20 protein-coding genes are annotated in these 20,596 nt (G+C 64.0%); 16 read left to right on the forward strand and 4 right to left on the reverse strand.

Annotation, left to right across the window (positions count from 1 at the left end):
- Positions 1-179 precede the first annotated feature (179 nt).
- The 9 genes from QU481_RS00630 to rplI all read left to right on the forward strand — a co-directional run bounded on the left by QU481_RS00630 (position 180) and on the right by rplI (position 8,149).
- Complete coding sequence (locus tag QU481_RS00630; protein WP_289827924.1) at positions 180-3,443, forward strand: sensor domain-containing protein; 3,264 nt, start codon at positions 180-182, stop codon at positions 3,441-3,443.
- 112 nt (positions 3,444-3,555) lie between these two features.
- Positions 3,556-4,311, forward strand: coding sequence for a 23S rRNA (guanosine(2251)-2'-O)-methyltransferase RlmB (gene rlmB, locus QU481_RS00635; protein WP_289827925.1), 756 nt, complete (start codon positions 3,556-3,558; stop codon positions 4,309-4,311).
- 166 nt (positions 4,312-4,477) lie between these two features.
- Positions 4,478-5,986 carry a multicopper oxidase family protein gene (locus QU481_RS00640; RefSeq protein ID WP_289827926.1) on the forward strand — a complete coding sequence of 503 codons (1,509 nt, stop codon included), beginning with the start codon at positions 4,478-4,480 and terminating at the stop codon, positions 5,984-5,986.
- 56 nt (positions 5,987-6,042) lie between these two features.
- Positions 6,043-6,342 carry a metal-sensitive transcriptional regulator gene (locus tag QU481_RS00645; protein ID WP_289827927.1) on the forward strand — a complete coding sequence of 100 codons (300 nt, stop codon included), beginning with the start codon at positions 6,043-6,045 and terminating at the stop codon, positions 6,340-6,342.
- An 81-nt stretch (positions 6,343-6,423) separates the two neighbouring features.
- Positions 6,424-6,627: a heavy-metal-associated domain-containing protein gene (locus tag QU481_RS00650; RefSeq protein ID WP_289827928.1), complete on the forward strand. Its 204-nt coding sequence runs from the start codon at positions 6,424-6,426 to the stop codon at positions 6,625-6,627.
- A gap of 132 nt (positions 6,628-6,759) precedes the next feature.
- Positions 6,760-7,137: a 30S ribosomal protein S6 gene (gene rpsF / locus QU481_RS00655; RefSeq protein WP_289827929.1), complete on the forward strand. Its 378-nt coding sequence runs from the start codon at positions 6,760-6,762 to the stop codon at positions 7,135-7,137.
- 9 nt (positions 7,138-7,146) lie between these two features.
- Positions 7,147-7,446: a primosomal replication protein N gene (priB, locus tag QU481_RS00660; protein WP_289827930.1), complete on the forward strand. Its 300-nt coding sequence runs from the start codon at positions 7,147-7,149 to the stop codon at positions 7,444-7,446.
- 7 nt (positions 7,447-7,453) lie between these two features.
- Positions 7,454-7,681: a 30S ribosomal protein S18 gene (gene rpsR / locus QU481_RS00665; RefSeq protein WP_289827931.1), complete on the forward strand. Its 228-nt coding sequence runs from the start codon at positions 7,454-7,456 to the stop codon at positions 7,679-7,681.
- An 18-nt stretch (positions 7,682-7,699) separates the two neighbouring features.
- Complete coding sequence (gene rplI, locus QU481_RS00670) at positions 7,700-8,149, forward strand: 50S ribosomal protein L9 (protein ID WP_289827933.1); 450 nt, start codon at positions 7,700-7,702, stop codon at positions 8,147-8,149.
- Between the two features lie 130 nt (positions 8,150-8,279).
- Here rplI and QU481_RS00675 read toward each other — a convergent pair whose 3' ends face one another.
- The gene (locus QU481_RS00675) at positions 8,280-9,644 is read right to left on the reverse strand and encodes an MFS transporter (RefSeq protein ID WP_289827934.1); all 1,365 of its coding nucleotides are present in this window, start codon (positions 9,642-9,644) and stop codon (positions 8,280-8,282) included.
- A 156-nt stretch (positions 9,645-9,800) separates the two neighbouring features.
- On the opposite strand from QU481_RS00675, the gene QU481_RS00680 reads away from it, so the two are divergent.
- From QU481_RS00680 to ybaL, 3 genes are all read left to right on the forward strand, one after another.
- Positions 9,801-10,907 carry a patatin-like phospholipase family protein gene (locus QU481_RS00680; RefSeq protein ID WP_289827935.1) on the forward strand — a complete coding sequence of 369 codons (1,107 nt, stop codon included), beginning with the start codon at positions 9,801-9,803 and terminating at the stop codon, positions 10,905-10,907.
- 70 nt (positions 10,908-10,977) lie between these two features.
- Positions 10,978-11,316: a GlpM family protein gene (locus QU481_RS00685; RefSeq protein WP_289827936.1), complete on the forward strand. Its 339-nt coding sequence runs from the start codon at positions 10,978-10,980 to the stop codon at positions 11,314-11,316.
- Positions 11,317-11,670: 354 nt separating this feature from the next.
- The gene (gene ybaL / locus QU481_RS00690) at positions 11,671-13,338 is read left to right on the forward strand and encodes a YbaL family putative K(+) efflux transporter (RefSeq protein ID WP_289827937.1); all 1,668 of its coding nucleotides are present in this window, start codon (positions 11,671-11,673) and stop codon (positions 13,336-13,338) included.
- Positions 13,339-13,433: 95 nt separating this feature from the next.
- On the opposite strand, the gene QU481_RS00695 is transcribed toward ybaL, so the two are convergent.
- The gene (locus QU481_RS00695) at positions 13,434-15,041 is read right to left on the reverse strand and encodes a methyl-accepting chemotaxis protein (protein ID WP_289827938.1); all 1,608 of its coding nucleotides are present in this window, start codon (positions 15,039-15,041) and stop codon (positions 13,434-13,436) included.
- 365 nt (positions 15,042-15,406) lie between these two features.
- Here QU481_RS00695 and QU481_RS00700 point away from each other — a divergent pair, with 365 nt between their 5' ends.
- The 4 genes from QU481_RS00700 to QU481_RS00715 all read left to right on the forward strand — a co-directional run bounded on the left by QU481_RS00700 (position 15,407) and on the right by QU481_RS00715 (position 18,430).
- Positions 15,407-15,829: a rubrerythrin family protein gene (locus tag QU481_RS00700; protein WP_289827939.1), complete on the forward strand. Its 423-nt coding sequence runs from the start codon at positions 15,407-15,409 to the stop codon at positions 15,827-15,829.
- A gap of 61 nt (positions 15,830-15,890) precedes the next feature.
- A complete protein-coding gene (locus QU481_RS00705; RefSeq protein ID WP_289827940.1) occupies positions 15,891-17,225 on the forward strand; it encodes a heterodisulfide reductase-related iron-sulfur binding cluster in 1,335 nt (444 codons plus the stop codon).
- Between the two features lie 20 nt (positions 17,226-17,245).
- Positions 17,246-17,842, forward strand: a complete 597-nt coding sequence (locus tag QU481_RS00710) for a DUF3501 family protein (RefSeq protein ID WP_289827941.1) — start codon at positions 17,246-17,248, stop codon at positions 17,840-17,842.
- A 105-nt stretch (positions 17,843-17,947) separates the two neighbouring features.
- Positions 17,948-18,430 (forward strand): isochorismatase family protein, encoded by a 483-nt coding sequence (locus QU481_RS00715; RefSeq protein WP_289827942.1) that lies wholly within the window; start codon positions 17,948-17,950, stop codon positions 18,428-18,430.
- A gap of 161 nt (positions 18,431-18,591) precedes the next feature.
- On the opposite strand, the gene QU481_RS00720 is transcribed toward QU481_RS00715, so the two are convergent.
- The gene (locus tag QU481_RS00720; protein ID WP_289827943.1) at positions 18,592-18,927 is read right to left on the reverse strand and encodes a hypothetical protein; all 336 of its coding nucleotides are present in this window, start codon (positions 18,925-18,927) and stop codon (positions 18,592-18,594) included.
- 237 nt (positions 18,928-19,164) lie between these two features.
- Positions 19,165-20,490, reverse strand: coding sequence for a methyl-accepting chemotaxis protein (locus tag QU481_RS00725; RefSeq protein WP_289827944.1), 1,326 nt, complete (start codon positions 20,488-20,490; stop codon positions 19,165-19,167).
- Positions 20,491-20,596: the final 106 nt, after the last annotated feature.

Here is a 20,596-nt window from a genome sequence, read left to right on the forward strand (position 1 = left end):
GCTGTCTTGCCGACGCAAGATCACTACATCTTTTCCGATTCGGGCCGATAAACAACGAAGCGGTAGCGACCGCCCTGGGGAGAGGGCTCGTAGACCGCACCAACAACAATTAGACAGACCGCACCAACAATAACGAGATGCCGCCGGCACGGACCGTGCGGCCAGGTAGGGATGCTATCTTGAACTCACATGTTCGCCCGGGCCCGGGCTATGCCGGGCTGGTCTTCGCGTTCTTTCTCGGTGGAATGACGTTCTGGCCGGTCGACGCTGCCGTCGGTTTCGGTGTGCCGGCTTTCTTTGCCCATGGTGTACTGGCGTTCTGGACCGCCCGGGTCGGTTTTGCAACGATTCCGTGGTGGCCGCTGCTTGGTGCCTTGCCGCTTGGCTATTTCGCCGGCCCCTGGACGGCGCTGAGCTTTGCGCTGACCTGCTACGTGCCGATGGTGCTCTACCACTTGCTGCCCTGGTTGCGCTGCCCCGCACCCGGCCATTCGGTGCGACGGTTGTTCAAGTTGTTGATGACCCTGGCGATCTTTCCGGCGCCGACGATCATGCTGCTCGAAGTGCTGCTGCGCTTGAAGGCACCGAATGCCAATGTGTCGCTGGCGCTGGCGATCTGGGGCGAAAGCGTGCTGGCACTGACACTGGGCGTGACGCTGGCGCTGTCGCCGCCGCTGATGCCGCGCCGCCGCCTTGAACTGCTGCTGATCTGCGTCGGCATGCTGATGCTGTGGGTGCTCGGCTGTGGCTTTCCATCGCTGTGGCGGGTGGTGCCTTGCCAACTGCTGTTCTTCCCCGCGCTGATCATCGCGGCGTTTCGCTGCGACCTGGCCGGTGCAGCGGTGGTCGGCGTGATGATGGTGGTGCTGCCGGCGCTGTCGCCGCAGATGCCAGGTGCGTTGGGGGCGGGAGAAGAGCGGCTCTACTCCGACGTGGCCATCACGCTGGTGCTGTGCATCAGTGGCCAGTTGGTGGCGGTGCTGGCGGCGGGCTTCCGCCGCAACGAAGCCCAGCTTCGCGAGTTCCAGCATCGTTTCGAGTCGCTGCTGGAACACAGCCCGAGTTATCTGACCGTGCAGGACTTGTCCGGCCGCTACCAGCTGGTCAACCGCGCGTTCGCACAACTGGCGTGGCGCAGCCCTGCCGAGGTGGTCGGCTTGTCGGCTGACGAGTTGTTCCCTCGGGAGCAGTTGGCCGAACAGCTGGAACACAACCGTCAGGTGATGGAGCGGATGGAGCCGATGCAGTTCGAGGAGGTGCTGACCCTGGACAGGCGCACCATTACCGTACTGTCATCGCGTTTTCCGCTGTTCGGCGCAGACGGTGCGCCGGTCGGTGTCGGTTGCGTATCGGCCGACATCACTCGCATCCGCGAGGAGCAGCTCCGGCGCCGTGAGGCCGAGGGGAAGTACCAGGCGTTGATCGAGCAGTCGCTGATGGGCATTTTCATCGTGCAGGACGAGCATTATGTCTATGTCAATCCACGCATGGCAGCGATGGCCGGCACGACCCCTGAGGAGCTGATCGGCAAGTCGATCGGCACTATCCTGGCGCCGCAGGAGCACGCCCGGCTGAGCGCCCAGATAGCGCGCCGTTACCGCGATAATATTGAGGAAATGCAGTACAGCACCCAGATCGTCGGCCGCAATGGTGCGCTGGTCGACCTGGAGGTGCACAGTCGACTGTTCGAATACCAGGGACGCCGTGCGATCATCGGCGGGGTGATGGACGTGACCGAGCGCCTGGCTGCCGACGCCGAGCTGCGCCTTGCCGCCAAGGTGTTCGAGAATTCGACCGAGGGCATCCTGGTGACCGATGCCGAAGCGCACATCATCGCGGTGAACTCGGCGTTCAGCCGTATCACCGGCTACAGCGCGGAACAGACGCTGGGTCGACTATCGCGTTTGTTTCGCGAAGGTTCGCCGCTGAACACGGCCGAGTTGCGCGAGGCGCTCGAGCAAGACGGCTACTGGCAGGGCGAGCTGACCGACTGGCGGCGCGATGGCGAATCGTATCCCACCGAGCTGTCGATCTCGGCGGTGCGCGACCCGAACGGGGCACTGACCAATTACGTCGGGGTGTTCACCGACATCACGTTGCGCAAGCAGGCCGAGGAGCGGCTGCAGTTCCTCGCCAATCACGATCCGCTGACCCGGCTGTCGAACCGCAACAGCCTGATCGGCCGGCTGGAGAGCCTGCTGTCTCAGCCGCAAAACGGACAGCGGCATGCGCTGATGTTTATCGACCTCGACCGCTTCAAGCTGATCAACGATTCGTTCGGCCACGCCGCCGGCGACGACCTGTTGCGCGAGATCGCCGCAAGGCTGACGCAAGCGGCCGGCGAGCGCGGCCTGCTGTCGCGCCTCGGCGGTGACGAGTTCACGCTGTTGGTCGAGCAGTATGGGGATCAGTTGGAGCTCGAGATGCTGGCCGAGGCGATCCTGGCCGAGCTCGCACGGCCGATGTTCATCCACGAGCATGAGGTGGTGGTCAGTGGCAGCATCGGCATCAGCGTCTCGCCGGGTGACGGCAACGACGCGATGACGCTGCTCAAGAATGCCGACGTAGCAATGTACCGCGCCAAGGATGCTGGCAAGAACACCCACCGCTTCTTCGCCGCCGACATGAATAGTCAGACCTTCGAGCGACTGCGACTGGAGAACGCGCTGCGTCAGGCGCTGGAGCGGCGAGAGTTCGAGCTGCACTACCAGCCGCAGGTCAGCGCGGTGTCACATACCTTCGAGGCGGTCGAAGCGCTGATCCGCTGGCGCCACCCGACGCTCGGCCTGGTGCCGCCGCTGAAGTTCATCCCGCTCGCCGAAGAGACCGGGCTGATCCGGCCGATCGGGGTATGGATCCTCAACGAGGCATGCCGGCAGCTCACCGCCTGGGATGCGGCCGGCATCAAGGTGCCGCGCGTAGCGGTCAACCTGTCGGCGCGCCAGTTCTCGCCGGCGCTGGTGCAGCAGGTGGCGGAGGCGTTGCACGCGTCCGGGCTCGAGGCCTCGCGGCTCGAGCTCGAGATCACCGAGAGCCTGCTGATGCAAAATCCGCTCGAGGCGGTCGATATCCTGCACCAGCTCAAGAGCCTGGGGGTACACATCGCGATCGACGACTTCGGCACAGGCTATTCGTCGCTGTCTTATCTGAAGCGCTTCCCGCTCGACGCGCTGAAGATCGACCGCTCCTTCGTCGACGGCTTGCCGCTCGACGAGGACGACGCGGCGATCGCCGAGGCGATCATGGCGATGGCGAAAAAGCTGCGCTTCACCGTGGTGGCAGAGGGGGTCGAGACGTTGGAGCAGAGCCAGTTCCTGCAGACCAAGGGCTGTGCCCTGCTGCAGGGCTATTATTTCGCCCGTCCGATGCCGGCCGGCGAACTGGCCGGATGGATGAAGGGGCGTAGCGTTATGAGGCTTTCTGCGGACGAGGTGATGATCTAGCACCCGTGGGGTAGCCCCACGTGCCGTTCTTGGCCTTGCGATTTTTTGCTGCCAGCGTGATGGCGCCCGGCGCGGTACAATGACCGCATTTTGCAGCGAAAGACTCTGTACTGTGAGCAATAAACGCCTGATCCACGGCTTTCACGCGATCAACGCCCGGCTGTGGCAGAACCCCAAGAGCGTCGTCGACATCTACCTAACCAACGGCCGCCAGGACGCCCGCGCCCGCGCGGTGCTGGAGAAGGCCGAGCTGGAGAAGGTGCGCGTGCACCTGGTCGAGCCGGAGCGCCTCGACACGATGACCGGCAAGGCGCGCCACCAGGGCGTGGTGGCGCAGATCGATGCCAGCCACAACTTCGTCAGCCTGGACGATGTGCTCGACAATCTCACCGAGCCGCCGCTCTTGCTGATCCTCGATGGCGTCACCGACCCGCACAACCTCGGTGCCTGCCTGCGCGTCGCCGACGCGATGGGGGCACACGCGGTGCTGGCGCCGAAGGACCGTTCGGCCGGCCTCAACGCCACCGTGTCCAAGGTGGCCTGCGGCGCCGCCGAGGTAGTGCCGTACATCACCGTCACCAACCTGGCGCGCACGCTGCGCGAGCTGAAGGACCTGGGCATCTGGATCGCCGGCACCGACATGGAGACCGACACCGATCTCTACCATGTCGATGCCGCAGGCCCGCTGGCCTGGGTGATGGGCTCGGAAGGCGAGGGCATGCGCCGCCTGACCCGCGAGCACTGCGACGTGCTGGTGTCGATCCCGATGTTCGGCTCGGTGGAGAGCCTGAACGTGTCGGTGTCGGCCGGCATGGTGTTGTCCGAAAGCCGCCGCCAGCGCGTGATCAAGGCCGAGACCAAGGGCTGATCGCCCTATTCGACCAACGTTGGCCGGACGCCACCGGCAAAGCGACGACGAAAGCGACCCAGCAGGGTCGCTTTTTTTGCTTGTGACATTGAACCCCTGGGGGGTATGATGGGGCCGTGCTTCATATACCTGTTAGGGGTATGGTGAAACCGATAAGGAGCCCTCGATGAATCGTCGCCAGTTTCTGCTGTCCGCCAGTTCCACAGCCATCCTCGCCGCGCTCGGCCGCCAGGTGTTCGCCGTGCCGATGGGCGGTCATGCCGGCCACGATATGGCGGCAATGCCCGGCATGGCCATGGGCGCCCCGGCCGACCCGTCGCCGGTGCTGAAGCGGCTCCGGCTGCCAAGCGGCCGGCCGCTGGCCACCGTGCCGCGCCTCGTCAATCGCGGCGGGGCGGGGCGCTTCGTTGGCACGCTGAGCGCCGCGCCGGTGACGCTGAATCTCGCCGAAGGCGGGGTGAAGACCACGGCCTGGGCCTACAACGGCCAGTTACCCGGCCCGGCCATCGTGGCGCGCGAGGGGGACTCGGTGGAGATCGTCTTCACCAACCGCCTGAACCAGCCGACCACCATCCACTGGCACGGCATGCCGGTGCCAGCCGATCAGGACGGCAACCCGCACGACCCGGTCAAGCCGGGCGAGAGCCGAACCTACCGTTTCACCCTGCCCAAGGGCTCGGCTGGCAGCTACTGGTACCACCCGCATCCGCATGGCCACACCGCCGAGCAGGTGTTTCGCGGCCTCGCCGGCGTGTTCGTGGTCGAGGCGGACGATGACCCGCTGCGCCATCTGGCGGAGGACTGGCTGGTGCTGTCGGACCTGCGTCTCGACGAGCGCGGCGCGATCCCGGCCAATACCGCGGCCGACTGGCACGACGGCCGCGAGGGCCAGTTCCTGCTGGTGAACGGCGCGCTGCGCCCGGTGATCGCACTGGGGCAGGGCGAGCGGCGGCGCTGGCGGGTGTGGAACGCCACCAGTGCACGCATCCTGAAGCTGGCGCTGCCGGGGCTGGAGTGGCAGCAGGTCGGTAGCGACGGTGGCTTGCTCGGCGCGCCGCGAGCGCTCGATACATTGATGCTGGCGCCAGGCGAGCGCGCCGAACTGGTGGTGAGCGGTAGCCTGCCGGCCGGCAAGAGCGTGGCCCTACAATCGCTGCCGTACACACGCGGCCGGGCGATGACGCCGGAGCAGACGGCAGCGTTCACCGTCGCCACCGTGAAGTTTGGTCCGCCGGTCGCGGGCGCCGCGGTGCCGGCGCAGCTGCGCCAGATCCCCGCGCTCGGGGAACCGCAGGTGCGGCGCACGCTGACCTTCAGCGAGAACATGGCCGATCCGGCCAGCATGTTCCGCATTAACGGCCAAACCTTCGACATGAACCGCATCGACTTCACAGGCCGGGTCGGCGACATCGAGGAATGGGACATCGTCAGCGAGGCGCATATGGACCATCCCTTCCACCTGCACGGCACCCAGTTCCAGGTGGTGGCGCGCAACGACGGCAGCGGCTGGGTGGCCGAGCCGTTCCTCGCCTGGCGCGACGTGATCAACGTGCCGCTGCGCGAGGCGGTGCGGATCCGCTTCCGCCAAGACCTGCCGGGCATGCGCATGTACCACTGCCACATCCTCGAGCACGAGGACCAGGGCATGATGGGGCAGCACCGGGTCAGCGCCTGACGCAGGCGCGGGCCGAATCCGGCACAATGCGGGCTGATCGATATGAGGACTGGGTTATGGACGAATGCTGTCATGACGATAGCGGCAAGAGCGTGGTGCAGCCGAACAAGGCGGCGCTGCTCAAGCGGCTGGCGCGCGTCGAGGGGCAGGTACGCGGCATCCACGGCATGATCGAGGGCGACCGCTACTGCGTCGACGTGCTGATCCAGATCGCCGCGGTGAAGTCCGCGCTCGATGCGGTGGCGATGCAGTTGCTGGAGAACCACATGAACGGCTGCGTTAGCCGCGCGGTGCAGGAAGGCAATGCCGAAGCCATGGTGGCCGAGCTGCTCGATGTGGTGAGGAAGATCCGCTAGCCCGGGCGGGCCGCGCGTCGGCTCCCGGACGATTTCATAGCGACGCCGACAGGCGCCGAATCAGCGAGGAAAGGAAAAGCGATGAGCCAAGTGGAACTGAAAGTGGACGGCATGACCTGCGGCGGCTGCGTCGCTAGCGTGAAGAAGGCGCTCGGTGCTGTCAGCGGCGTGCAGTCGGTCGAGGTGGACCTGGCGAGCGGCCGGGTGGCGGTCGAGGGCGAGGCGCTCGACAGGCAGGCGCTCGACGCGGCCGTCGAGGCCGCCGGCTTCGACGTGGTCGGCTGAAGCGCAACACCGATGCTGCCGAGCGCTCGCCGATTTGCCAGTCGGGGAAAACACGCGTAAAATCCGGCGGTTTAGTCACCTTGCCTTTCGCACAACGCATGGCGGAAGGATTTATAGCCACAAGGAGTCAACATGCGTCATTACGAAATCGTATTCATCGTCCACCCGGACCAGAGCGAACAGGTTCCGGCCATGATCGACCGTTACAAGGGCATGGTTGTTGCCGCTGAAGGCAAGATCCATCGTCTGGAAGACTGGGGCCGTCGTCAGCTCGCTTACCCGATCCAGAAGGTTCACAAGGCACACTACGTGCTGATGAACGTGGAATGCGGTGCCGAGGTGGTGGAAGAAATCGAACACGCCTTCAAGTTCAACGATGCTGTGCTGCGTCATCTGACCATCAAGCTGAACCGTGCCGTGACCGAAGCGTCCCCGATGATGAAGGACGAGAAGGCTAAGAACCTGCTCGACACCGCAGCTCCGGCCGCTGAGACCGAAGCGGCTGCCTAAGGCGGACGCTTGCACAATCGCCTGCAACTGAGCGCCACCGTCGAGCGCGAAGCCGATCTGCGATACACCCCGGCCGGGATTCCCGTGCTGGAGATGTGGCTGAGACATCAGTCCCGCCAACCGCAGGCCGGCATCGAACGCGACGTGAGCTGCGAGATCCAGGCGGTGCTGATCGGAGACGGCGCCCCCCGCTGGGCGGGCAAGCTGACCGGTCAATGCATTGCAGTATCGGGGTTCATTGCCCAGCGCAGTCTGCGCAACCCCCGCTTGGTACTGCACATCGAACACGTTGAATTGATTAAAGGTTAAGAGACAAATGGCTCGTCAACTCTTCAAGCGCAAGAAGTTCTGCCGCTTCACGGCAGAAGGCATCAAAGAAGTCGATTACAAAGCAACCGACCTGCTGAAGGACTTCGTTGCTGAAAACGGCAAGATCATCCCGGCCCGCATCACCGGTACCAAGGCTCGCTACCAGCGTCAGCTGTCGACCGCTATCAAGCGCGCTCGCTTCCTGGCCCTGATGCCTTACACCGACCAGCACTAAGCCTTAGGAGACCACAAGATGCAAATCATTCTGCTCGAAAAAGTGGCCAACCTGGGCCAACTGGGTGACGTGGTGAACGTGAAGAACGGCTACGCCCGTAACTTCCTGATCCCGCAAGGCAAGGCCAAGCGCGCCAACGCTGCCAACCTGGAAGCGTTCGAAGCTCGCCGCGCCGAACTGGAAGCCAAGCAAGCCGAAATTCTGGCCGACGCTCAGGCTCGCAACGAAAAACTGAACGGCGCGACCGTGACCATCGAACAGAAAGCCGGCGTTGACGGCCGTCTGTTCGGCTCGGTAACCAACGCCGACATCGCCGCTGCCATCGTGGCTTCCGGCGTTGAAGTGCTGCGTTCCGACGTTCGCCTGCCGAACGGCCCGCTGAAGGCCATCGGCGAGTACGAGCTGGAAATCGCTCTGCACCACGACGTGGTATCGCAGATCAAGGTTGTCGTGGTTGGTGCTGCCTAAGTAGCCACCCGCACTTGATCGAAAAAGCCGACGGTTCGCCGTCGGCTTTTTTGTTGCCGCCCGCACCGGCCCCGCCTTCCCGGCGGGGCTTGTCGCATCCGGAGGCGAGGCAAGGTTGGCCGAACGAGGCTCACTTCAGCGTGCGCTGGATGTTGATCATCAGAAGGAACAGCGCGCACAGCGCCGTCATCACCAGGAACTGCTCGCGGGTGGCGGCGAACAGCGTCATGCCCATGTCGCTGACGCGGTGCTGGATCGGCACCGCCGCCGCGGTGATCGCCAGACTCGCCGCGACCTTGCCCATGATCAGGCGGGTGCGGTAGCCGTGGCTGTAGAACGAACCGGTGAAGTCGCGCAGCATGTGGATCGACAGCGGGATGATCACGAATACCGCGAAGCCCGACTGCAGCGCCAGCGGTAGCAGATACCACGCATAGTGCCTGGCCGGCGCAAACGCGTACATCAACAGGCAGCCGAGCCCCATGCCGAGCGCGCCGATCGAGGTCCAGGCGCGCGTCGAGGTCAGGTGCAGCTTGGTGCGGTTGTACAGGTGGAAGCAGCCGTACGCGCACAGGTTGAACAGCGTGATCAGCCCGCCGCTCTCCTGCCACGACAGCCCTTGAGAGCTGGCGAACACCGGCATCAGGTAGTGGAACTGCACGATCAAGAGATAGAACATGAAGGTCAAGAGGCCGCCGACCAGGAAGGCGCGGCTGTTGATCACCCCAGGCTCCAGCCACTTCACCCGGTCGCGCTGCGCGTAAAGGAAGCCGAGCGCGCCGAACACGATCATGACCAGCACCAGCACGTGTAGCCAGCGCGGCTGTTCTGCCAACCACACGTATTCCTGGATAGTGAATTCCAGCGCGAACACCGCGAAGGCGAACGCCAGCGCGGCGATCGGCGAGTGACCACGGCTCAGGTCGGTGGGGCGGTAGCGCTTGAGTGCTAGCGGGGCGAGCAGCAGCGCCGGCACGATCAGCAGCGCCAACAGGTAGAACATACCCTGCCAGCCCAGTAACGACACGATCCAACCGGTGGAAAGCGGCGCCAGTACCGGCACCAGCAGGATGCCGTGCGACATCCACTTGATGCCGGTGAAGAAGTCCTTCTCCTCAAGCAACACGTTGATCATCAGTCGCGACGACAAGAACAGTGCACCGCCGCCCAGTCCCTGGAAGATGCGCGCCACGCACAGCGACACCAGGCCAACCACCTGAGCGCAGACGAGCGTCGCGATCAGATAGAGCAGCAGGCTGTAGAGCAGGAACTTGCGATAGCCGAAGCGCTCGGTCAGCCACTGCTGCTGGAAGATCGCCAGGATGCAGGCGACGGTGTAGACGGTGGAGGCCAGCGCAAACTGGGTGCGGGACAGGCCAAGCCCGGACATGATCGCCTGCGAGGCGAAGGCGTAGGCCTGCACGCCGAAAAACTCGATGCCAGCGCAGAGCATGATCAGCGTCAGCGTCAGCAGGCGGTGCTTGTACTTGTTCATCAAACTGGCTAAGGGTCATGGGGGACCGAGTCGGTGATGACGACAAGCTTAACGTGGAATGCTCTGGTGCACCCGCTCCGGCCTGGGATGCTATACCGGTGATGTCGCCGCAACCTGCGCCGCGATTGTTCCTACCCCTTACCGGAGATACACGGCATGGCCACAGCCAAGCGAAAGATCGCGATCGCCTGTCAGGGCGGCGGTAGCCAGACGGCCTTCACCGTCGGCGTACTGAAGGCGCTGTTCGAGCGGGACCTGACCAGCCATTTCGAGCTGGTGAGCCTGAGCGGTGCCTCGGGCGGTGCGCTGTGCGCGATGCTGGTCTGGTACGCCTTGTTCAAGGGTGACGACTATGTGCCGAGCCGGCTCTTGAAGTTCTGGGTCGACAATACCGCGCAGACCGACGCCGAGCGCCAGTTCAATCGTTATCTGGTCGAGTCGCTGCGCGTCACCAGCAAGGGGCAGTTACCGCAGTTGGACATCAGCCCCTCTTCGCCGATGATGCAGGCAATGCTCTCCCTGTCGAGTTCGCAGTTGCGGCCGACCTTTACCGACCTACGCGCGCTCTTGCGACAGCATATCGATTTCAATGAGCTGGCCACTGCCGGCGCTCAGCCCAAGCTGCCGGCGCTGTTGATTGGTGCCGCCGAGATACGGACAGGCCGGATGGTGAAGTTCAACTCGCGTGAAGAGGCGATTCGCCTCGAGCACCTGCTGGCCTCTTGCGCGCTGCCGGGGCTCTTCCCCGCGGTGGAGTTCGACGGACAGGCGTACTGGGATGGTCTGTTCTCGGACAATCCGCCGGTCGACGAACTGATCAAGGTCGCTTACGTCGGTGCCGAGAGCCTGCCGCAGGAAATCTGGGTGATCAAGATCAACCCCACCGGCAGCCAGCGGGTGCCGCAGGCGCCTGAGGAGATTGCCGACCGCCGCAACGAGATGGTCGGCAACCTGTCGCTGTTCCATCAGCTGGGAAGTATCGGCTTTCTCAACGACCTGCTGCTGCGCGGGGCGTTCAATCCAGACTTCCTTGCCCAATTCCATATCACCAGTCCGGTGCTGATTCCGCAATGCTTCGCCGACGAGCCGAACCGCCCCTACCACATCCCGTTCATCGAAATGTCCGAGTCGCTGCAGTTGGCACTCGACTATGAGAGCAAGCTCGACCGCAGTCCGGAAAACGTGCAGCGCCTGATCGACGACGGTGAGCGCCAGGCGGCAGCGTTTCTTGACGGCCGGCTGGCGGGTCTGGGACTGACCTAGGAAAGACGTCAGGGAAAGTCAGGCGTTGGCAGGCAACGGTAGAATGGCCGCTTTGCCTGCAGGAAGTGTGATGAATCTCGTGTTCAAGGCGGCGATCGGCGCCGTGGTGGTGGTGCTGATCGCACTGCTGTCGAAAACCCGCAACTACTATATCGCCGGATTGGTCCCGCTGTTCCCGACGTTCGCGCTGATCGCGCACTACATCGTCGGCTCGGAACGCTCGGTGCAGGCGCTGAAGACCACCATCGTGTTCGGGCTGTGGGCAATCCTGCCGTACGCGACGTATCTGGTGTCGCTCTACTGGCTGGCCGACCGCCTGCCGCTGGTGCCGGCGCTGCTCTCGGCCGCGCTGTGCTGGACGGTCGCCGCGGCGATCCTGATCCTGGCATGGACGCGCCTGCACGCCTAGGCGAGGGGGCCTTGGCTTGTGTGATGATGATTCAAGAATGTTTTTGAGTATTTTTTGGGAAAAGTCTCAGCTATCTGCTTTTAGCTGAAAAACGCAAAATTCAGTAATTCGGCATCAATTGATGGGAAGGGCATGGTGGGTGGCTATCGTTTACTCGACGGCATTGTTCTATTTGCAATTGCTGATAACTCCCGTCAAATTGGGCTATTTTTCTGCCATACGGAACTTGGAATGGTTGCGCCGGTCTTTTTATTTATATCGATTTCTTAGCCCGTGTCGTCGGATGGTTGATGCATAAGGCATTGCGTTCCGCTCGGCGTGTTTTCGCTAACTTTGCTACCGGAATCCATGCCTATGCCCCATCACACCCCGCTGATCGCCACAATCGTCGGTGGCCTCGTGCTGGCGTTCATCTTCGGTGCCATCGCCCACCGCCTGCGGTTGCCGCCCCTGATCGGCTACTTGGTCGCCGGCATCTGCGCCGGGCCGTTCACTCCCGGCTTCGTCGCCGATCAGAGCCTGGCGCCTGAGCTGGCCGAGATCGGTGTCATCCTGCTGATGTTCGGCGTCGGCCTGCACTTCTCGCTGAAAGACCTGCTGTCGGTGAAGGTGATCGCCATCCCCGGTGCGGTGGTGCAGATCGCGGTAGCGGCGCTGATGGGGATGGGGCTCGCTTGGGCGATGGGCTGGCCGATGGGCGGCGGGCTGATCTTCGGGCTTGCCCTGTCGGTGGCGAGCACGGTGGTGCTGCTGACCGCGCTGCAGGAGCGCCGTCTGCTCGAAACCGGGCGCGGCAAGATCGCCATCGGCTGGCTGATCGTCGAGGACCTGGCAATGGTGCTCGCGCTGGTGTTGATCCCGGCGCTCGATGGCTTGCTCGGTGCCAAGGGGAGCGGGGCCGGCGATGGCAATGTGCTGATGACGCTGGCGGTGACCATCGGCAAGGTCGTTGCCTTCGTGGTGTTCATGCTGGTGGTCGGCAAGCGCTTCATCCCGTGGCTCTTGGCGCGCATTGCCGACACCGGTTCGCACGAGCTGTTCCGCCTCGCGGTGCTGGCGATCGGGCTGGGCGTGGCTTTCGGCTCGACGGTAGTGTTCGGCGTGTCGTTCGCGCTCGGGGCGTTCTTCGCCGGGATGATCCTCAGCGAGTCCGAGCTGGCGCATCGTGCCGCCGAAGAGTCGCTGCCGCTGCGCGAGGCGTTCGCGGTGCTGTTCTTCGTCTCGGTCGGCATGCTGTTCGATCCGTCCATCCTGCTGCGCGAGCCGCTGGCCTTGCTCGTCACCGTGCTGATCATCGTGATCGGCAAATCGGTGGCGGCCTTCCTGATCGTGCGGGCGTTCGGCCATCCGCGCGACACCGCGTTGACGATCGCGGCGAGCCTCGCTCAGATCGGCGAATTCTCATTCATCCTCGCTTCGCTCGGCGTGGCGATGCATCTGTTGCCGGCCACCGGCAAGGACCTGATCCTGGCCGGTGCGATCCTGTCCATTCTGCTCAACCCGCTGCTGTTCTCGCTGCTCGATCGCTATGCCAGCCGTCTTGCCGAGGCGGGTCCGCTGCCGGACGAGCTGGAGTCGGGCGACGAGGCCTGGTTGACGGCGGCGACGCTGTCCGGCCATACGGTGCTGGTTGGTTACGGCCGGGTCGGCAGCCTGGTCGGGGCCGAGCTCGCGACTGCCGGCCGGCCGTTTGTGGTGATCGAGGCTAGGGCCGACTGCCACCAACTGGCCGAATGCCACGGTGTGCCGGTATTGGTCGGCAACGCGCTGGCGGACGACTTGCTTGTCGTTGCCGGCATCGACCGAGCCAGCTGGCTGGTGGTGGCGATTTCGAATGCCTTCGAGGCCGGGCAGATCATTGCGCAGGCGCGCGACCTCAACCCGGCGCTACAGGTGGTGGCGTGTGCCCATTCCGATGCCGAGGCAGCCCACCTGACCGGGCTCGGTGCCGCTCATGCCGTGGTCGGCGAGCAGGAGCTGGCTCGCGGCATCAGCACGCTGGTGCTGATGCCGGCACACTGAGGGAGGCAGGGCCTGCCAGAGGCCCTGGAGTGACTCGATTAGGCAATAGGAAAGCCCGGCATGAGCCGGGCTTTTGCGTGGGCGGGTCAATCACTTCAGAGCCTGAAGCGCGCCGCCGAGCGGTGCAGTTCCTTGGCCAGCGCATCGATGCGGCCGACCTGTTCGCGGGCCTGGTACAGCGCCGCGTCCGACTCTTCCATCATCTGGGCGATCCGCTCGATATTGCCGGCAATGTTGTTGCCGGCCTCGCTCTGCTCCTTGGTCGCCATCGCCACCTCGCGAATCTTGCTGAGCGTCTGATCGGCGCTGCCGCTGAGCTGGCGCAGTGCGCTAGCGGCTTGGCCGGCCAGCGTCACGCCGCTGCCGACCTGTTCGCGCACCAGGTTCATCCGTGCGACCACGCGGTCGGTGTCCTGCTGTACCGTCTCGATGGTGCGGCTGATGTCCTGGGTGGCGCTGGCAGTGCGTTCGGCGAGCTTCCTCACCTCGTCGGCCACCACCGCGAAGCCGCGGCCCTGTTCGCCGGCTCGCGCTGCCTCGATCGCTGCGTTCAGCGCCAACAGATTGGTCTGGTCGGCGATGTCGCGGATCACCGCGGCAACGCCGCCGATCTCGCGCGAGCGGGAGACGAGGCCGCCGACCAGCTCGGTGGCATCGCCGATATGCTGCGACACCCGTTCGATCTCGCCGGCCGCGTCGGTGGCGAGCCGTTCTCCGTCGGCCGCCAGTGTGACTGCCTGTTGCGAGTTCTGTTCGGTATCGAGGGCGCTGCTCGACACATGGTCGACGCTGACCGCCATCTGCTCGATCGCCGCAGCGGTGGCGGCGGTCGATTCGGAGGAGAGGCGCGCGCCATTGCTGATCTGGCCCATCTCTTCGGTCAGCGCGCCGGCCGATTGAGCCAGCTGGGCGGCGGCCTGGTTGAACTGCCCGACCATGCCGCGCAGCTCGGCCTGCATGCGCTGCATCGCGCCGATCAGGCTGTCGGCCGGAGCGCTGTCGATCTGACGGCTCAAATCTCCCTCGGCGATCGCACTGGCGATCTCGGCAGCGTAGGCCGGGTCTCCGCCCAACTGCTGCTGGATACGCCGCGACATCTGCAGCGCCACCGCCGCCACCAGCGCGATCAGCAGCGCGCCCACCGCGAGAAAGGTGCCGGCATAAGCCCAGAACTGTGCGTCGATATCGTCGGTGAAGAAGCCCACGCCGATCATCCACTGCCAAGGCTCGAAGTTGAGCACGCCGTTGAGCTTGGGCAGCTGCTCGTTGCCGCCCGGGCGGGTGGTGAGGATGTCGACGAAGCCCAGGTGGGCATGGGCGAGCGCATCGGTGTACGCCTCCGAGGTATAGCGGCCGTCCGGTAGCTTGGTGCCCTTGTCTTCCTTGCCGATCCGTTCCGGCTTGGGGTGCACCAGCAGGCGGTTGTCGTGCGAGCGCACGAACAGGTAGTTGTCTCCAGCGCGGAGGCTGCCGAGCGCCTCCTTGGCCTGGCGCTGTGCCTCGTCGCGGCTCAGCTTGCCGGCGGCCTCCAGATCGGCATAGTGCTTGGCCACGCCTTCGGCCATCGTCAGCATGGTTTCGATCTGCGAACGCCGCTCTGCCATCATGCTGTTGCGCAGCGTGTGCAGCGCCAGCGATGCGATCACGATCAGCCCGAGCAGGGCCGTCCCTATCAATAGCCAGACTCTGGTGCGAAGTGTCATCTTGGTTCCCCTGAAAATAGAACGCCGCGCCATCCGGGCCTTATCGTTGGCGAGGTACGGCGCGGGCGCAGCATAGTCTGATTGTGTTGCGATTCTATAGTCGGGCCCGGATGCCGACAGTGCGCGTTTTCCCTAATCCAGACGGGCCGTCATCGGCCGATGTAGCAAGGTCGGGCCGGTGGAAAAGGCGGGAGATCCGTTCGCCGCCCGATCGCCTTCGGCTATCCGTTTCTTTAATAAAATCAACTGCCTTTAACTGGGCTGGCCGTCTAGTCTAGGAGAAGAGTTGCCGGCGGGGCTTGCTGCCGGCGATTTCGGGTGTTCGACGACGCCCCGTGTCCAAACTGCCCAGCGAGGTGACAGCCATGAGTCTGAAAGGCAGCAAAACCGAGCAGAACCTGAAAGATGCATTTTCCGGCGAGTCGCAGGCGAACCGGCGCTATCTTTACTTCGCGGCCAAGGCCGACGTGGAAGGCTACAATGACGTCTCGGCACTGTTCCGCTCCACCGCCGAAGGCGAAACCGGCCACGCGCACGGTCACCTGGAATACTTGGAACAATGCAGCGACCCGGCGACCGGCTTGCCGTTCGGCCGCACCGAAGACAATCTGAAGAGCGCCATTGCCGGTGAAACCCACGAGTACACCGATATGTATCCCGGCATGGCCAAGGTGGCCCGCGAGGAAGGCTTCGACGAAGTCGCCGACTGGTTCGAGACCCTCGCCAAGGCCGAGCGCTCGCACGCCAACCGCTACACCAAGGCGCTGAACGAGCTGCAAGCCCTGTGAGCGACCACCGCCCGGTTTCGGCCGGGCGTTTTCCCACTCCGACCTCCGCAGGAGGGGAACCATGGCCACAGACAAACGCGAAGGCAACCTCGACGCGCCGACGCGCCATCCGCTCGGTCAGGACGACCCGGCGTTCTACGACGAGAACGCGCTGCTCGCCGAGATGGAGCGGGTGTTCAACATCTGCCACGGCTGTCGCCGCTGCGTCAGCCTGTGCCATGCATTCCCGACCCTGTTCGATCTGGTCGATGAATCGGCCACGATGGAGGTCGATGGCGTAGCCAAGGCCGATTTTGCGAAGGTGGTCGACCACTGCTACCTGTGCGACCTGTGCTACATGACCAAGTGTCCGTACGTGCCACCGCACCCGTGGAACGTTGACTTCCCGCACCTGATGCTGCGTGCCAAGGCGGTACGCTACAAACAGGGAAAGGTGCGGCTGCGCGACCGCATCCTGACCAGTACCGACACGGTCGGTAACCTGGCCGGGATACCGGTGGTGGCGGGCCTCGTCAACGCCGCCAACCGCTACCGACCGGCGCGCCAGGCTTTGCAGCAGGTATTGGGTGTGCATGCCGACGCCCAACTGCCCCGTTATCACAGCCGCACGCTGCAGAAGCGGATGCGGGGGCATGTGACCATCGATTCGGCGAAGCCGGCAGGAGGGACGCGCGGGCGCATCGCATTGTTCGCCACCTGTTACATGAACCGCAACGAACCGGGGCCAGGCGAGGACTTTTTTGCGGTATTCGAGCACAACGGCATCCCGGTGGTGCTGGCGGGCCAGGAGCGCTGCTGCGGCATGCCGCGGCTAGAGCTCGGCGACCTTGACTCGATCCGAAAGGCCCGCGACCACAACGTGCCGATGCTGTCCGAACTGGTCGACCAGGGCTGGGACCTGACCGCGCTGATCCCGTCGTGCGTGCTGATGTTCAAGAACGAGCTGCCGCTGATCTTCCCGGACGACGAACTGGTGAAGAAGGTCGCCGCCGCGTTCTACGACCCGTTCGAATACCTGATGCTGCGTCACAAGGCGGGGCTGTTGCACACCGACTTCAAGGCGCCGCTCGGCAAGGTCGCCTACCATGCCGCCTGCCACCAGCGGGTGCAGAACATCGGCCACAAGACCTTCGACCTCTTGTCGCTGGTGCCGGGCACCACGGTCGAACTGATCGAGCGCTGTTCCGGCCACGACGGGACCTACGCGGTGAAGACGGAGACGTTTCCGAACGCGATGAAGCTCGTCAAGCCGGTGGCCGAGCGGGTGAAACGCGCCGAGTCCGACCACTACGGCAGCGACTGCGTGATGGCTGGCCACCATATCGAACACGCGGTCGCCGACGGCCGCGAGGCCGAACATCCGATCACGTTGCTGCGCCGTGCCTACGGGTTGTGACGACCGACTGAAGAGGGGGGATGAAGATGACTGCATTGACCCACCACGACCTGTACGGCCTGGAAGAGTACGCCCGTATCCGACCGAGCTTTCGTGCGAGGGTGATGGCGCACAAAGACATACGCCGCCTGTCGCTCGGCGATCACGTCACGCTGTGCTTCGAGGACGCACTGACAATGCAGTACCAGGTGCAGGAAATGCTGCGGCTCGAGCGCATCTACGAAGCGGAGCTGATCCAGGACGAACTCGACGTCTACAACCCGCTGATCCCGGACGGGCACAACTGGAAGGCGACGCTGATGATCGAGTACGACAATGTCGAAGAGCGCCGCGCCGCGCTGGCTAGGCTGATCGGCATCGAGCGCCGGGTCTGGTTGCAGGTGGCCGGTTTCGAGCGGGTCACGCCGATCGCCAACGAGGACCTGGAGCGTGAAACGCCGGACAAGACCGCTGCGGTGCATTTCCTGCGCTTCGAGCTGACCCCGCAGATGGCCGCGGCGGCGAAGGCCGGTGCACCGCTCGCCGCTGGCGTGGACCATCCGCAATACAAGGCAGAATGCAACCCGCTGCCGGAGCCGGTGCGTGGCTCTCTGGTGGCCGATTTGTCCGAGACCTGACCCCGACCGGTCGGTCAGGCCTAGGGGCCGACTTCCTCGTGGGGGCCGGCCCTTTCTTTATCTCCAGGCGACTTCGGTCCACCATGCAGTGCCGAGCGCATTGAAATGCAAAATGCATTTATTTTGTCATGGTGTACTGTATTCCGGGCTTCAGAGTGGCTGCTGCCGGGCTTGTTAGTTAATAGCTATCCGTTGATTCAACTTCAGGTACCCATGCCCATGACGACCGCTCTTCTCATCATCGATGTCCAGCAGGCCCTGTGCTCGGGGGAGGAAGCCGCGTTTGATAGCGATAGGGTCATCGCAAGCATCAATGCACTGGGCGCAAAAGCAAGGGCGGATTTGGTGCCGGTGATCCTCGTCCAGCATGAGGAAGACGCAGGGCTCCTTCAGTTCGGCAGCAATGGCTGGCAACTTGACGAAAGATTGACCGCACAACCGGAAGACTTTCGTGTGGGCAAGACAACGCCGGATTCGTTTCACCAGACCGAGTTGCATAGCCTGTTGCAGCAGTGGGGAGCCAACCATCTTGTCATCTGTGGCCTGCAGAGTGATTTCTGCGTGGACTCGGCTGGCGCTTGGCTATGACGTGACCCTGGCGTCCGATGCGCATTCCACCGTGGACAACGGAACACTGACCGCCGCACAGATTATTGACCACCACAACACCATTCTTCGTTGCATGAGCAGCTTCGGGCCACGCATCAGCGTGATTCCCGCCTGCGAGGTACGGATGCACGCCTAGGTGTTCAGTCGAACACACTCTCCAGAATCGCCAGGCCGATCCACAACAGTGTCAGGCTGACACCGGCACAGAAGCAGGCCCGAGCCCGGCGGGCGCCGAGCGCGGTTGGGGCGCTTTCGTGCGGGGAGGGGGCGCACCAGGGCGTGGCGGCCAGACAGCAGAAGCCGAGAAAGGCGATGGCCAGGATCAGATAATCGAGCCGGCTCCAGTGGGTGTTGGCCTGCTTGTCGGCGAACGCCCACAGGCCGAGAAAGGCGACGTTGAGCGACAGGATAGTGGACGAGGCGGTGCACAGGCCGCTGATGGCCGCTTCCGAGTACTTCAGCGCGGGCTTCGGCATACGGGGCTCCTGCCGGTGTCGCGTGTGACGGTCTTTCCCAGCCAGGTCTGTCCTCGCCGCCGCAGCCGCAGCCGTGGGGCGGCGTGATGTCGTCCACCTGTCTCAGAGCCTGTTAACGATCTGCTGCACTTGAGTGATCCTGCGTTGGAGTGACGATCAACATGCTTATCTACTCGATAAGTACATTCCGCTTTTTCACGTCATTGACCCTTCGTTCGCGAGATCGTGAACAGGTTCTCAGCGGCTCTCCTGGTTCACCAGCCGCTCCACGATCAGCGTCGCTTCGCGGGTGCGTTCGGCGAGCTTCCTCACCTCGTCGGCGACCACCGCGAAACCGCGGCCAGCCTCGCCGGCGCGCGCCGCCTCGATCGCAGCGTTCAGCGCCAACAGGTTGGTCTGGTTGGCAATCTGCTGAATCGTTCCGACGATGCTGGCGATTTCGCTCAGGCTCTTTTCCAGTTGCAAGTGCTGGTGTTTGACCTGGTCATTCTCGGCGGCGACCTTCTCGACATGGATGTCGATCAGTGCGCCGACAACGCGTAGCGGGGTGCCGTCATCGCGGCGACGGGTCTGGCCGACGGCGCGGAACCAGCGGTATTGCTCGTCCTTGCATTTGAGCCGGTATTCGACATCGTAAGGGGTCTTGCCGCTACGGTCGGTCAGGTGTGCTTCGAAAGCCTTGAGCGTGGAGTCCTTGTCGTCCGGGTGCAGGCGCGATGCCCAGCTATCGAGCACGTCGGGAAAGTCGGCCTGGTTCGCGAAGCCGAGCAACTGGCGGAACTGGCGCGACCACCAGAACGCATTCTTCGGATTGATCGGGTCGCCGGCCACCACTTCCATGTCCCACAGCCCCTCTACCAGCAGCTCGCGCGCCAGTTCGAAGCGGGTCAGCGTCTTGTCGAGTTCGGCCTCGCGTGCGCGCTCGTCGGTGATGTCAGCGAGCGAACCTGCCACGCGCAGCGGCACACCGGCTGCGTCACGCCGGGTGGCGCCGCGCGCGCGAAACCAGCGGTATTCACCGCTTTTCAGCTGCAGGCGGTAGGTCACGTCGTACGGAGTACGACCGCTGCGGTCGTTGAGGTGAGCGGCGAATGCGTCGAGAGTGCGTTCGCGGTCTTCGTGGTGCAGCCGGTTAGCCCAGCTGCCCAGCACGTTCGGGAAGTCGCGCTCGTCTTGAAAGCCCAGCATCTGCCGGAACTGCGGCGACCACCAGAAGGCGTTGGCGGCATTGACTGGGTCGCCGGCCACTACCGTCATGTCCCATAGCCCTTCGCTGGACGCGGCGTTGACCAGGTCGAAACGCAGCTGCAGCTCGGCGGTGGTCTGCCGCTGTGCGGCCAGTTGCTCCTGCGCCTGCACTTCGCGGCTGCTCAGCGTCTCGGTCTGCTCGCGGGCTGCCAAGAGGGCGGCGGCCAAGGTGTCCCTATGGTGGCGCTGTGCCTGCAGCAGGGCGGATTCGCGGCCGTTACGGGGCGTCGGCCAAAGCGGCATCGCATCGGCCGAGCCGTTCGAAATGGCATTGGAAAGAGCTTCTAGGAAAGAGCTGCGGACGAGCCAGGCCATGGGAGATTCCTTTTGCAGAATTCGGCACGGTGCTGAGGGAGGATTTTATTCAGGACAACATAGCAAATTACTCTGCTAATGACGTATGAATTTTTATTTGCGGGCT

Origin of the sequence: Crenobacter oryzisoli, from assembly GCF_030385785.1 — a bacterium.
Classification (GTDB): domain Bacteria; phylum Pseudomonadota; class Gammaproteobacteria; order Burkholderiales; family Chromobacteriaceae; genus Crenobacter_A; species Crenobacter_A oryzisoli.